This is a genomic window from Pseudoalteromonas sp. APC 3250 (assembly GCF_030407915.1).
Lineage (GTDB): Bacteria > Pseudomonadota > Gammaproteobacteria > Enterobacterales > Alteromonadaceae > Pseudoalteromonas > Pseudoalteromonas tetraodonis.
Window position 1 is genome coordinate 36,744 of record NZ_JASDCM010000010.1, and the last position, 14,103, is coordinate 50,846.

The 14,103-nt window shown below is 37.5% G+C and carries 11 protein-coding genes and 1 pseudogene; 4 read left to right on the forward strand and 8 right to left on the reverse strand.

Going from position 1 to position 14,103, the window contains the following annotated elements; translation table 11 throughout:
* Positions 1–34 precede the first annotated feature (34 nt).
* Entirely contained in the window at positions 35–574 is a 540-nt protein-coding gene (locus QL986_RS11690; RefSeq protein ID WP_008109708.1) for a manganese efflux pump MntP family protein, read from the forward strand.
* Positions 575–596: 22 nt separating this feature from the next.
* Here the strand turns inward: QL986_RS11690 and QL986_RS11695 are convergent, their stop codons facing one another.
* The 7 genes from QL986_RS11695 to QL986_RS11725 all read right to left on the reverse strand — a co-directional run bounded on the left by QL986_RS11695 (position 597) and on the right by QL986_RS11725 (position 8,640).
* Positions 597–815, reverse strand: a complete 219-nt coding sequence (locus tag QL986_RS11695) for a GDCCVxC domain-containing (seleno)protein (protein WP_008109710.1) — start codon at positions 813–815, stop codon at positions 597–599.
* A complete protein-coding gene (merC, locus tag QL986_RS11700) occupies positions 803–1,192 on the reverse strand; it encodes an organomercurial transporter MerC (RefSeq protein ID WP_008109712.1) in 390 nt (129 codons plus the stop codon). The genes QL986_RS11695 and merC overlap by 13 nt, the downstream gene beginning before the upstream one ends.
* 60 nt (positions 1,193–1,252) lie before the next feature.
* Positions 1,253–1,630, reverse strand: coding sequence for a MerR family transcriptional regulator (locus QL986_RS11705; RefSeq protein WP_008464133.1), 378 nt, complete (start codon positions 1,628–1,630; stop codon positions 1,253–1,255).
* Between the two features lie 222 nt (positions 1,631–1,852).
* Entirely contained in the window at positions 1,853–2,317 is a 465-nt protein-coding gene (locus QL986_RS11710) for a hypothetical protein (RefSeq protein ID WP_008113385.1), read from the reverse strand.
* Complete coding sequence (locus QL986_RS11715) at positions 2,314–4,398, reverse strand: hypothetical protein (protein ID WP_008113384.1); 2,085 nt, start codon at positions 4,396–4,398, stop codon at positions 2,314–2,316. The genes QL986_RS11710 and QL986_RS11715 overlap by 4 nt, the downstream gene beginning before the upstream one ends.
* Positions 4,395–7,166 (reverse strand): hypothetical protein, encoded by a 2,772-nt coding sequence (locus QL986_RS11720; protein WP_013465872.1) that lies wholly within the window; start codon positions 7,164–7,166, stop codon positions 4,395–4,397. The genes QL986_RS11715 and QL986_RS11720 overlap by 4 nt, the downstream gene beginning before the upstream one ends.
* The gene (locus QL986_RS11725) at positions 7,150–8,640 is read right to left on the reverse strand and encodes a site-specific integrase (protein WP_008113382.1); all 1,491 of its coding nucleotides are present in this window, start codon (positions 8,638–8,640) and stop codon (positions 7,150–7,152) included. The genes QL986_RS11720 and QL986_RS11725 overlap by 17 nt, the downstream gene beginning before the upstream one ends.
* An 85-nt stretch (positions 8,641–8,725) precedes the next feature.
* Between QL986_RS11725 and QL986_RS11730 the strand changes: the two are divergent.
* From QL986_RS11730 to QL986_RS11740, 3 genes and pseudogenes are all read left to right on the forward strand, one after another.
* Positions 8,726–8,983: pseudogene (locus QL986_RS11730) on the forward strand (PhoH family protein); the annotation flags it as partial.
* A 66-nt stretch (positions 8,984–9,049) separates the two neighbouring features.
* The gene (locus tag QL986_RS11735; protein ID WP_290191564.1) at positions 9,050–12,820 is read left to right on the forward strand and encodes an ATP-binding protein; all 3,771 of its coding nucleotides are present in this window, start codon (positions 9,050–9,052) and stop codon (positions 12,818–12,820) included.
* Positions 12,810–13,709 carry a diguanylate cyclase gene (locus QL986_RS11740; RefSeq protein WP_290191565.1) on the forward strand — a complete coding sequence of 300 codons (900 nt, stop codon included), beginning with the start codon at positions 12,810–12,812 and terminating at the stop codon, positions 13,707–13,709. Before QL986_RS11735 ends, QL986_RS11740 begins: the two co-directional genes overlap by 11 nt.
* Before the next feature lie 13 nt (positions 13,710–13,722).
* Here the strand turns inward: QL986_RS11740 and QL986_RS11745 are convergent, their stop codons facing one another.
* Positions 13,723–14,103, reverse strand: coding sequence for a DUF3192 domain-containing protein (locus tag QL986_RS11745; protein WP_013465869.1), 381 nt, complete (start codon positions 14,101–14,103; stop codon positions 13,723–13,725).

Here is a 14,103-nt window from a genome sequence, read left to right on the forward strand (position 1 = left end):
AATCTTATAACAATTTTATTCAGGTTTAATCGGTTTGTTTGAAGTATTTGTATTAGCTATAGCACTCAGTATGGACGCGTTTGCAGTATCCATAGGCTTAGGTTCTAAAAAAGTAGTAAATGCTGAAAAGCTCTTTATTAAAGCCGCTGCTTATTTTGGTTTTTTCCAAGGCTTTATGCCTCTTTTAGGCTATTACAGCGGTAAAGGTTTATCATCTTGGATTGAAGATTATGCACCTTGGATAGCTTTTATTTTGCTAGTATTTATCGGTGGCAAAATGATTTATGAGTCCCAATCTGAAGGAATTGAAGAAGATATTGCTAATGTTACTCATCGTGTACTATTTGTTCTTGCTATTGCCACCAGTATTGATGCAATGGCGGCAGGTTATGCAATCACATTGCTTGAGGTAGATATAGCCGTAGCTTGCTTGATAATAGGCGTCACGACGTTTGCCTTTAGCTGGATTGGTGTGAATATCGGCGAAAGAAGTGGCGTATGGCTGGAATCTAAAGCTGAACTATTTGGTGGTTTAGTGTTAATCGCAATCGCATTTAAGATATTACTTGGTTGACACAGAACCACCGAATACTAGGCTACTTACCTGAGCAACATGCATTGCCTTCTTGAATAGGAGGACACTTAACTGTTCCATAAGAGCAATAAACGCAACAATCACCTTTTAACGGTTTAAGTAGTGCTTTACAGCTTTCGCATTCGTAATACCATTGGCAAGCGTTTGTAGGCATGGTTTCAACTTTGCTAAATCCACATTCAGGGCAAGTGATTTTAGATTCTAGTTCTATACCTTGCATACTGGTTCCTTAATGGGCTTAACAATATCTAAAATAGACATTACGACCATCCAAATGATCCCAAAGTAAAATAAGTAAGTGCTCCAGTCGTATTGCCATAAAGGATAAAGGGTCAGCAATACTGCAATTGGGCCAATGACACTTAAAACGCCTCTCAATGAATCTCGATGTTGATACCAATTATAGAAATTAACTAACAACGCTAGTGAAGCAAATAATGGCAATAAGGTGTTCACCGCTATCCCTTCAAAATGTGAAAGAAAACCTAACCCAAGAGCAGATGCCAATGAGCCGAGTGCAGGAAAACATGCTGTGCAGCTAAGGGCGGCTAGCCAAACGCCACCAGAACCTACTTTATCTAGAATTTTATTGATCATAACTATCTACCTCAATTTTTAAGGTAGTATAAACTCCGTACATAAGTACGGGGTCAATAGCTATTTAAGTGAATTTATTACCGGGCAGGATTGAGGGTCTTGATTGGCCTTGCAAGAATCTGTCATATCTTGAATTACTTTCTCTAATCGCTGTAAATCAGCAATTTTATTACGAATGAGATTAAGTTTTTGCAACCCCATCGACTCAATATCAGCGCAACTGTCACTTAGTGACATAAGCGATTCAATTTCTTTCAGCGTAAACCCTAATGCTTTAGCTTTCAGAATAAATTTGAGTTGACTGGTAAGGGCATCGCCATACATTCTGTAACCAGACTCTGGTTTTAAAGGTTGCTCTATCAGACCTTGGCGCTCATAGAAACGGATTGTTTCAACATTGATATCTAAATCTTTTGCCAGTTTTCCAATGGTTCTCATAAACATACTCTTTAGAAGCAGAAATATCATTATACAATTAATGCGGATTGCCTAAACTCAATTTTATTGCATGAACGGGGTCGCTAAGCGTCCTCTTTGTAGAATTAAGTTCACATATCCAGATCACTCTGACCGTCTCTTGTTCGCTCTTGCTGCCTGTCAGGTGAAGTCTAAGCCTAATCAACAAAACTGTAAGTTGAGATATGAGCTACTACATCTAATCTATTGTTTCGTTGAAACTAATTCAATAATTTCACCAGTAGACGTATCCACTCTTATTTCTGTATGTTGCCCTGAATGCTGAAGTTGATTTTGTAAATCGGCATTAATCAGTTTGAGCTTATCTATTTCTGCGTACATTTCACTCAACAACACTAATAACTTTGTATCTTTATTATCGATTTCCTTAGTGCCGATATTATTTTTTTGCTTTTCTTTAGCAAGCTTGCTTTTTAGTTCGGCTACCTTTGTTCTGAGTTGTTTTATTAAATTATCTTTATTTTTTTCTTCCCAAGTTAATTGAGCTTTTTCAATACTTTCTCGTAACTTTACCCATTTTTCTTCTTCTTTAGATAGATTCGCAATATTTCTTTTAGCTCTCGTTGCTACTGCATTTTTGGTTATCTTGCTGCCATCAGATTTCATCTCTTCAAAAGCACGTTTTATATCATCATATGCGCTACTCATGCTTGTTCTCCTTGGTTTGTATGCGCTTTGCCTTCATCTAATACATAGTCAGCTGCTGCTATATTATTTTTCCAGTGAATAGCAAATAGCTCGTAATCTTCTTGCTCTTCTGTGGTTGATGCTGCATATGCCTCTAGTTTCTGGGTCGCATCTTTTTTTATCACTTGCCAATTGACCTTGTGGCGTTTGGTAATGATTTTACTACCACAATACACACAGCCACTAGGGATTCCTGCTCCTTTTATCTTGCAAGCTTCTCCCGCAGTGCAGTACCCCGTAGGCAAGCCACGTATGTTTTTAATATTTTTGACGAGAAATTTTTTCAGTTCTTCAATTGAACTGAAATGGATCTGCTTAATCACAGTCGAATCTTTACTTTGACTATCAGTAATACCTATTATCAGATCTTTAGATGTTTTATTAATTTGCTCACCAGCACCACCTTTAAGTGATTGTGACTCGGCTTCATCTATTAACTCTTCTGCAACACGGTCAATTAAAATCTCATTAAACTCTTCAGTAGTTTTAATTAAAGTTGTTGAGGCCAAAAATGCTCTTCGAGTATAAACAAACGTCATTAGGCTGGTTAAATGTTTAAATTGATATCTAATATCATCAAGCTCACCTAATTTATTGGCAATGACAAAGTAGGCCAACGTATGTCGAAACATGTGAGCGGTTAATCTAAACGTATCGCCTTCTTCGTATGGGACACCTCTATTCTCTCCTCTAACTTCTTTGTAGTTAGATTCAAGGCGTTCAAGCTCTGCTATATCATCATCGTCTAGAGTTAAGTCAAAAAGCTCAATGTTTTCACTGTTTTTAACCTCAAATTTTGTGAATCGCCCAGCATCGCTAAAACTAACACTACAGCTACTATGTGAAACCCCGAAAAGACGGTTTCTTTCTAACCCTTCTTTCAAGTTGTGTGCTTGACTACTTGTTATATTGGCTCTGCATGAAGAAAGTACAGCTTTTGCCCTTTCTTGCATACCGAACACATATTTTTCGTAAATACCAACACACTCATGTACTTCAGCGTTTGAAAACCATTCCATCTCAACCTTACTGTTGTCGGTTTTGGTCATGATTGCCGTAATGTAATAAATATCATCTTTGTAATTGGCACAGCCAACCTTGCATGTAAGTACTTCGTTATATCTCATGCCTGTATAGGCCAAGATATTAATGTATGTGGCTAATTTTAAATCTTCTAATTCTTCGGATAATTGAATGAATTCCACTTCATCGGGTAAGTTTCTTACATGTTTTGCTATTAGCTCACCTGTACTAATTTTGGGCGGTGGTTCAACGGAGCCTTCATTTAAACTATCTATTAAGCGTGCATTTAATTCTAGCCATCGTTCTATCTTATCCTTAGAGTTTTCAACTATTTTTTCTGCAAACTTCAGAATTTTTTTCATTACTTTAGTAGGAATGACAGGGTGCGAATAAGTGACTGGTCTCGGATGGTGTAACTCGTTTAGTTGGTTAAGTACATCAATAAAAACACTACACACCTTAGGGCCAAAAAGACGAAAGCTGCGCTGCACGTCAAATAGTTTAGTAAATGAGTGTGATTGTCTGTAAATAGCTATTTTCCTGACTTCATATAAATAGTCTTTTATGAGATTCCTAATAACTAAGTCAGATTTGAACTCCAACTCATGAAATGAGTGATAACCTCTTTGTCTTAAGAAGGCTGCAAATAAATTTAGATACGTTACATCATTTTGAAGTGTAGAGATTTTTAGAGGTTTACCGCCTACAACATCACCATGTGTGAGTTTAATTAGTGAATAAATTCGAATTTGATATGCTAATTCATCAACACCTTTAAAATTCACATTTCTTTGCGTTTCTTCATAGCTTATCCAAGTGTCATCGCCAAAGTGAATAGTGCCATGTTTAGCAATATTCAATGCTCTGTTTTCCCACAAAGCAATCGAATTAAAAGCGCTAGTATCATCAACTTTAAAATCTTCTAACACCTGAACCAAAGGTTTTATAGTGATTTGACCTGTATGTGTTTTTACAACAGCGATATCAAGTAGTTTTGTTTTAGTTATCTCTTTGGTCATAGCAAACCTGTGTTTTTCCAATGAGGATGAATACCCTCTGTTCTCAATAGTTCTTTTCCATCAGTCACAGCTTGAGCATTAAGCTTGGCAATATCAGCTAATATTTCGTTAACCCTATTTTTCAACTGCTCTATGTTTTCCAGTTGCTCTGTTATAGAGTCAAATGTTGCGGCTGAGTTTTCCATATCAGCAACAACAAAATCCCGGTATGACAAAAGTTTCCAAACATGCAATGCGTCAGCAACACAGCGATAGAACGGACACCACAAGCATGCGTTAAAGTCGGCACATGCATGCTCGTTTGTATCTCGCTGGTCTAATAATTTCCTGTTTTGTGATTCGAATGCCACTACTGCGGATTTATCTTTTGAGTTAATGCATGTGCCATTCGGGACTTTTTTACCGTCTTCTGGTGGAGTCTGCAAAATGATTACTTTGTCGGTAACATCGCGAACAAAATAGTCTGCCATTGTTTTTGTCGCTCTGTTGATTGTCATTGCAACATCTTTGTTATCTTGCATTAAATAATGACGCAAGAACGTTTCATAAGAGTGCTTGCCAGCTTTTTGATACCACTTAAATTCTTTGGCAACTTTTCGGTAAATGTAGTTAAGCCCTGATTTTCTGATCTTTTGCGAATTAAATACGATATCACACCCAAGCTCAGTCAATATCCTATCTATAGTGGTCTTGAAACGTGATGCTGTTAATAATTGAATCTTTACTTCTCCAATACTATTTACTTTGGGAAAAACAAAAATTCTTTTTGATAGGTTCTCAATAGAAGGGCGGTAAATAGACGTAAGTTTAGTCGCAGCCTTAATATCAAATATTACTGGTTCGACAACGTCGCCGTATAAGACGCCTTCTTTTTCTAGATCTTCGGCTTTAATTTCAAATTTATGCCATTGTGTTTGATAATTAGCTCGGCGTTTAAATAAACGAAGAGCAGGAGTTTTACTTGAATGTAATGGCGTGTTAAAGAAAAATAAGTCGTCAGTATCAAGCTCTAGCGTAGGAGTTGAATTCCAACCAGTTTTCAATATGACTTTTGCTGCATAAAGTGTAACTTTGTCTTTAATTGTGAGTAAGGTCTCAGAAAGCCCTTTTTCTATGTAATATGCTAATTCTACTACTTCTCTATATGAGTAGAGCTTATCTTGATTCTGAGAGAGTTGCTCTTGATGTTGTGCAGTTAATTCGGTGTTGACCGGAAAGCTTTTAATAGTATCTAGACCATAAAACGATAGTAATTTGTCGATAGCGCTCTGATATTGATTACCAACAAAAACCGACAAATCGCCTTGTTTTGATTTTAGTTGAATTGCCTCTCTTATAGCCTTTAGTATCTCACAGTTATTTTCAACAAAAGCATGAACCCCATGATTGGCAATAAGCTTCATTTGTTCATCTGTTAATGATGATGCATTTTCTTTCAATGCTCTAGCCATACTACCTATGTAACCTTTGAGAGTGACGATGCCTATGCTCTCGCCATCAATTCGCTTTGTAAAAACTTTATGGTATTCGACTAGGTTTTGATAAAATTTATAGGCATTGTCATATACCCACTCATGCTTCTGCCATTCGGTAGTGTCACTTTCTTTAAGGTAATAGCCCAATGAGTAGGGTAATAAACTTTCCTTTGCGATTTTTTCACCCGTAACAAAGTGGTAAAGGTCCAATGCAGCGTTTAGTAGCAGTAAAAACTGCTGGTTATTTTGAGTTTCTTCTTGGTAATGCTTATAAAGGTATTTAAATCCCTGAAGGCCATTTTCTGCAAACCCTTGAATTCCACGCTCACTAAGCAGCTTAATTATTGGTGATGCTACGCTACCAGCACTATTCAACCACCTTGGAAATGATAAAGTTGAGGATCTAACTCTTGTTGTATTAGCTTCCGAAGCGCTTGCTATCTGATTTTTCAAAAAAGCATCAACTTCATTGCCAAATTTGGATGATATGCTTTGTGCATACCCTATCACTTCGGCTTCAGTTTTAAATTGATTGACTCTAGCTTTACCCCACACATCGGGTAGTATAAATTTTAAAAAAGTACGGAAGTTGTGATTGCATATAAATGATGAAACGAATTCCCTATCCTTTAATGTTGCCAATAATGGCAGTTTGACGCGTTCAGTATTCTTAAAAGTATCATGTAGACAAATATTTATAATAGCAGTCGCAGTTTTGAGGATGTTGTCTCTAATAGAAGAATCTTTGAGGCTTAATTCTGGAAGGACGAGATAGTCCAGATATTTTTTTAGTAATTTACGAGTCTCTTTTACTTGATGGAATTCAAGTTCGAATAATTTAGTTATGTCGATTGAAGTAGCCCCATTTACTAGCCTAAAAGGAGCGTTGATAGCGTTATCATAAAAATGAAACTTAGCTATGTTTTCTAAAGCTTCTTCTATACGAGTAGCATAACTAGGTAGCTTGACATCATTTATTTCATTAATGCAAAAGTATTCCAGTTCTTGCCAAATTTCAAAGTCTGATAGAGCATTTAATCCCGAAGTTTGAATTGATGTCGCAGTATCTGCACTAACCTTATTAAGGGCTAGAGGAAGAATGTGCTGTAAACTGACACAAGCATTCCGCAAGCGACTCATTGAAATAGCAGTGTCGTCACCTGTGCTAATATTGCTTTCTTTGTCATATGCCCTGTTAAATAAAACGTCTAACTGTTCGGCTAGAACAATTGAATGAGGTTTAAATCTAGCAGGAATACGATTGGACTTCCGCGTTTTAACTTGCTGTAGCATCTTCAGCCTCACGCATAAGCAATTCGTTAACATCACCGTAGATATCTTTTACCCACTCTGACATCGCTCCGTATGCATCCACTGATACACTTTTGGCAAAGTCGATGTAACGTTTGGTTGTTTTAAAGCTTTCGTGACTCATCAAAGTCATTAGTGTTTGTCGGATGGAACTTTCTGATTCACCTTTGTCAATTAGGTATTTAGCGACATAAGTAGCAAAGGTAGCGCGTAAGTCATGGAATGTGCGTAATAGTATTTCTAATCCCTGCTTCCTTTGTTCTTTTCTAACTATGGAAATAGTATTCCCCGGTGTATCTTCGCTTATCCGCGATCCTGAACTATTCATAAACAAAGGAAGCGGATGTTCGCTATTGTCCATACCATGATTAGTCTCATGTTTGGTACGTCGCTTCATATTTTGAATTGTCAAAGTGTGATTGTACAAAAGCTTCATTAGAACTCGCGCTATTGTTAATCTCACTGGCTTATGTCCTTTTCGTACAATGTTCAATTTTGGAATACGTTTCTCGTTTTCTTTTTCATCAGGGTTAAAGAGGTCTTTCTGGTCGATGGCCGAAATTTCAAAAGATCGAAGTCCACCTAACAAGGCACACTGCAAATAAAGTTTATAAGTCTCTTTTTGAGCTGTATTCGTCTCCAGTAACTGTTTAAGTTCTTTTGGAGAATATGGTTGTAGACCTTTGTCTGGTGAGTCTTCTTTTTGTTTCAATGTATTTGGAATGCTCAAATTACTGACCCATTTCCATAAGCCCCCAGAACGATTGTTGCTGGTAGGTAATTGAAACAACGAACTGACACCTGATTTAGCTTTCGATTTAATACGTACCTGTTTGTATTCAAGTGAGAAGGGGAGGCTATCTATAGCTCCGCGCTTATGGCTCCATATATAGAATGCTTTAACAGCTCTAATTCGTTCTTGAGCGCTGTTAAAGCTTATGCGTTTAGACTTATCTTTGGTTTCGACTCTTTCACATAAATGTTTGTGATATCTCCACACAGGTAACCTAGAAATATCATCATCTACAGATTGTTTTGAAAGTGGTGCAGCTATTACTTCAAAATAGGATGCATCATCTTTATCCAACCAATCTAAGAAAGCTTTTAAGTGCTTAGCTATACTGCGAACAGACTTAACATCTAATGGCTTTCCCGGTTGGCTGGCATGATAAGCGTCACTAAAAGCCTCATTGTCTATTTGATTCTTTTTGAGACTGAAATGACCTTCAAAGCGGTGCATTAAAAATAAGTTCATTTCTTGGCATTCGGTGAAGCGAGTCGGGTGATATAGCACTGGAAAATTAGGTTCTATTTTATCGTGCCTATATGAGTGAGTTCTGATGCCTTTTTCAGTCTTAATAGGTTGCCCTGATTTATCGAGGTGAAAAGACATTCCTTTTCCAAAGTTGACTGATGTTTTAATTATTTTAGTTTTTGTTGTATTTCGAAGTATCATTTTCGTTCACCTTTGATTCTTAGCTAGAGTATGTGTGTAAAAACTTTTTTGTTCAAGTTTATTGAGGGTATGATAGTATTATATCAATTCGGGGGTGATTTTAGATGAAAGCCAAAACTTAACGGCTTCTCAGCTCAAAACCATAATTACCCGCTGTGGTGAAGGAACTAAACTTATTTGTACCGGAAATTTAGCACAAATAGACAGTAATTACTTAACCGCAGTTACCTCAGGGCTTACTTATATTGTAGAGCGATTTAAGCACTTTGAAGGTGGCGCTACTGTTAATCTTAATGGTGTGGTAAGAAGCCGACTAGCGTCGTTTGCCGAGGAGAATTTATAACTTGCGCTTAACACCTTGGCTCTATAGTCTACAGTTTGATTTTTGAGCTAATAATTAGGTAGGTCGTTGAATTTTTTACCGCTAAAACATTATCATCGCTCTGTTTTTGTGGCGTTAGCAATCCCTTTATTGGTGGCCTCTTTTTTGTGTTTGCATTTTTATAATATAAAAATGGACCGTGCAATAACAAAAAAGACCACCGATTTTAGTGCGTTATCGGCGCAGCTTGACCATGATATGCAAGCCATGGACGATTTACTTAATGCGATGTTTATTATGTATGACAAACACGCCCCACAACCAGCGAATCATGCCTTCACAAAAAACATTAATCAATACGAGCATTATTATTATAGCCAGATAGCACATTTTAATGGCGAAATAGTAGGAAAAGGCCAATTCAGCTATTCCGAACAGGCATTATCACGCTGGCAAAAAGTCATGTCGCTGGCTCCGTCTTTCAATACTGCTCTAGCGCTGCTTTCGTCGCTGCATTCTGTAGCCTATGTTGATGAGCGCGGCTTTGCTTTTTTAGCTCGGCGTAACAATACACAAAGTTATATTTTAACGCAGGTACTTAATGGCGACTTTAAACCTTTACCTTCAGCGAACACACTCACTTCAAGTGCCGTTATTAAAGTAGACAATAACGCATATTTTGCAGTTGGCCGACAGCGAGAGCTTAACTCCTCAGATTATATTGTTTTAATATATGACTTACAGGCTATTTCTAGTTGGTTGAAAAAAATAACCTCAAAGCAAGGCGAGTATGTTTTTATCAACCAAGAGAATGAAATTATTGCCAGTTCACAGCAGCCAATTAATCAAGCCATAAAGTTATCGACCTATTGGCCTAATATTAATAGCCCCTCACAAAAGAGTAATGCGCGAGCAGACTCATTATTTTTAATTCAGCCTTCAAAAAAGAACCCTATTCATCTGGCGTTTCTTGCTGACAAGCACACTCTCTCAAGCGGTATTGTGTATGAAGTATTGATAGAGTTTATTTCGTTAGCCTTATTTTTATGTTTGATGTTTTACATCTTTTTTTGGTTAAGCAAACGTATATTTATCAAACCTATGACCGAGTTGATGCGTTATTTAGAGCATCATAACGATGACAATAGCGGGTATTTAAATTATCAAATACCGTTAAACTGGCAACCTTGGTTTGCTCGGGTAAAAGCTATTTTTGCGAAAAATGAGCATTTAGTTATTTCTTTGCAAAATGCTAATCAAAAGTTAGATGATCAAGTACAGCAACAATCGCAAAAGCTAAAACATAGCGACCAAGCAAAAGAGCGTCATTTAGCGTTATTAAACACAGTACTTAATAGCGTGCCTGATTTTATTTATTTTAAAAATACAGAAAGCATTTTTTTAGGCTGTAATAAAGCGTTTGAGTTGTTTGTAGGAAAAACTCAAGGTGAACTCCTTGGGCAGCAAATACACAACATAAGTAACGAGTATGAACAAATTAGTTTTCTGGAATATCAAGTATTACAGCATAAAATGCAAATTCAGCAGCGCATAGATGTTGCTGAGCGAACTTATCAGTTAACCATTGCTCCCTTTTACAATGAACAGCAACAATTATTAGGAACTATGGGGGTTGGTCGTGATATTACAGAACAACAACATACTTTGTATGCATTAAAAGAGTCTGAATCTATATTTAGAAGCGCAATTGAATTTGCCGCAAATGGGGTGTTTTTACTCTCGCTTGAGTACGCTATTTTACAGGTAAACAAAGCCGCACGAAAATTATTTTCCAAGCATGATAAATTAACCGATACTCCTTTTTATGCGCTTTTTAATGATACGCAATGGCAGGAGCTTGAAGCATTACTACAGCAATTATTAAATAATAAAAAAAGGGTGTTTCACTTAACCTTGGCTCATACCCAATTAAATGCCTGGTTACAGTTGAGTATGTCGTTAATTTGGAATGAAAATAGTCAGCCGCTTTATTATGTTATTCATATTCAAGATGTTACAGAACTTACCAAAGCCAAAGATGATGCAGAGCGTGCCACGTTAGCTAAAAGCCGTTTTATTGCTAATTTAAGTCACGAAATACGCACCCCCCTCAATGCCGTGTTGGGATTATTGGATATGCTCGCAGAGCACGGGTTAACACAGCGGCAAATTCAACAAGCTAGCCAAGCAAAATATGCGGCCAATAATTTGTTGCAGATGCTAAATAGTATGCTTGATTTTGCCCGCGTTGAAAGTAAAGAAGCAACGCTGCAATTAGCGCCATTGTGCTTAGTTGATTTGATTGATACCTGCGAAAGTTTAATTTTACCTTTATGCCAAACAAAACAGATACAGCTAAAAATCGACATAGACTCGCAAATTTCTCCATTTTTAGTCGGCGATACAATTCGTTTGCAACAAGTATTAGGTAACTTACTTACCAATGCCGTTAAGTTTACCAATAAAGGCAGTGTGACATTAAAAATGACATTACAGCCGAGCCAGAGCCATACAGAGCAGCGTATTTGTTTTCAGGTTATCGATACGGGAGTGGGGATTGCTCAAGCGGATCAACGCCGTTTATTTGATGCCTTTACACAAGGTGATGAATCATCTACTCGCTTGCATCAAGGGGTTGGCTTAGGGCTGGCAATTGTAAAGCATAGTGTGGCATTAATGGGAGGTGAAATTGCAATCAGTAGTGATAAAGGCCATGGCTGTCATTTTTACTTCACGCTTGATTTAGCGACAGATACCGAGAAATCAGCAAGCTTTACAGATAGGCTATTACTGATCACCAGCGCGAAGAGTCAGTTGCTTAATCAGGTTATTACCGCGCATCCTTTTTTCAATAATCAAGCTCTTGAAATAGTCGTAACTGATCCTGATTGTTTGCAACAAGCACATACCATTGTAATCGATGCTGATGACGTACCTGCCTTTCTCACGTCAGCAATAAAAGCAGTATTAAACACTCGTACTACTTCACTCATCGTTATAGAGCACTCGCAACCGAATCAACTTTCAATAAATGACTCTTTTATTAGCCAGTATTTACCGCGCAGTGCATTGGCGCAGCGGTTACTTAGTTTAACCCCTGAAAAGTTAAAGAAAGTAACTCAATATAAAGCGGATAAACCACAAGAAGAAATAGCGGGAACCTTAGTATTAGCCATAGATGATAACCCGCTCAATCTCGACATTATTAGCAGTATATTGTGTAAAGCCGAAGTGAATGTTGTGACTGCTAGTGATGCTAAACAGGGAGTTGAATGGGTGAATATATTACGCCCCGATTTAGTTTTAATGGATATTCAAATGCCGGGTATTGATGGCTATCAAGCAACCCAAATAATACGCCAACAGTTTGACGCCCAGCAATTGCCTATTTTTGCATTAACTGCACATTGTGAGCCTGCCGATATTGCACGTTCATTGAATAGTGGTATGAATAAACATTTAACTAAGCCCGTGGTTGCGCCTATTTTATTTGCATCGATAGCTGATTTAGGCATATCTAAGCCTTGCTTTTTTGATAAAACCTTCGCTTTGACACAGTTCAATGATGATGAGAAGCTATTGCAAAGCATGCTTACTAAGTTAGCGGTGTTAAGTGAGTCATATTCAGCTGAGCTTCAAAAAGACATACCTACTATTGAAATGGTACGCTTAGTGCATAGTCTAAAAGGGATAGCAGGAAACTTAGGGTTTAACCGATTGTTATTATGTGCTCAACATACTGAGCAATTATTAAAAGTGGGCGACAAGAGCGCCAATGCTGCAATTAAAGAGCTGATAATACAGTTAAAACAAGTTCATATTTATATAAAAATTTTAGATGTAAGCAATGATAAATAAAGCAAAAATATTAATTGTAGATGACGATGCGCTTAACCGAATCATTTTAGAAAAAACCTTAAGTGATGAGCATGATGTTTACTTAGTGACAAGCGGCGAAGACGCGCTGGCGTTTGTTAAACACACACAAGTAGACTTAATCATTTTAGATATCATGATGCCTGGTATGAATGGTTATGAAGTACTCGTACAGCTAAAAGAGAACAGTATAAGCCAGGCTATTCCTATTATTTTTATCTCTGCAAACAACCGTCATGAAGATGAGGTAAAGGGGCTAGAGCTCGGCGCAATGGATTATATTGGTAAGCCATTTAGTGCCGCTATTGTGAAAGTTAGAGTGCGGAACCAGTTATTAATTAAGCAAAAAAATGATTTGCTAGAAATGCTTGCCTCTATTGATGGCTTAACAGAAATACCCAATAGACGTTATTTAGATGAGAACTTAGAAAGAGAGTGGCGTAGAAGTAAGCGTAACAACTCTCCTTTGTGCGTTTTACTCATAGATATTGATCATTTTAAACGTTATAACGACTACTATGGCCACCGAGCTGGAGACGAATGTTTAAAAACAGTGGCAAAAACGTTAGCCGCGCAATGTGAGCGTGGCGGTGATTTTGTTGCGCGTTACGGCGGTGAAGAATTTGTGGCCGTATTACCAGAAACCAATCAGCAAGGTGCAATCGCTTTTGCCAACAAGTTATGTAACGCCGTTAATGATTTGAATATTGAACATAATGCGTCTTTAAACGCTACACACGTCACCATTAGCATCGGTATTGCTTCTAGTGAGAGTAGCCAAGCTTACACTGAAAAAGCATTGTTAGAAGAAGCTGACTCCGGTTTGTATAATGCGAAAAAGTTAGGGCGCAATCAAATTAGCGCCCAATAAATGCTGTAGTTACTTAGTTTGTCAGCATTTGCAGTGCTGAGGCACCAATACCAACTAATTTATCATTTTTAAATACCAACGGTGTGCATTCATCTTTAGTCATTTTACCATCTGAATGGATGCTGTGCGTTGCATAAAATAAGACTTGGTAAACATCCTCTTCTTTTTTGAGTAATTCGGTGAAGTCAGGTGTTTTTAGGGTTTTTAATACCGACTGATAAGAGCTATCCATTGCCAAGCCTGAAATAATTTCACGATTATTCTTATGTGTTGCTTGCCAGCTAGAAGAACTATTACCAGCCCAATGACCTTCCGCTTCGCCATCGGATACAGCAATAACACAGCCAGTTAAAAAAGGAGCGGTGAGGGCGGCGATTAAAAGTGTTTTTTTCAT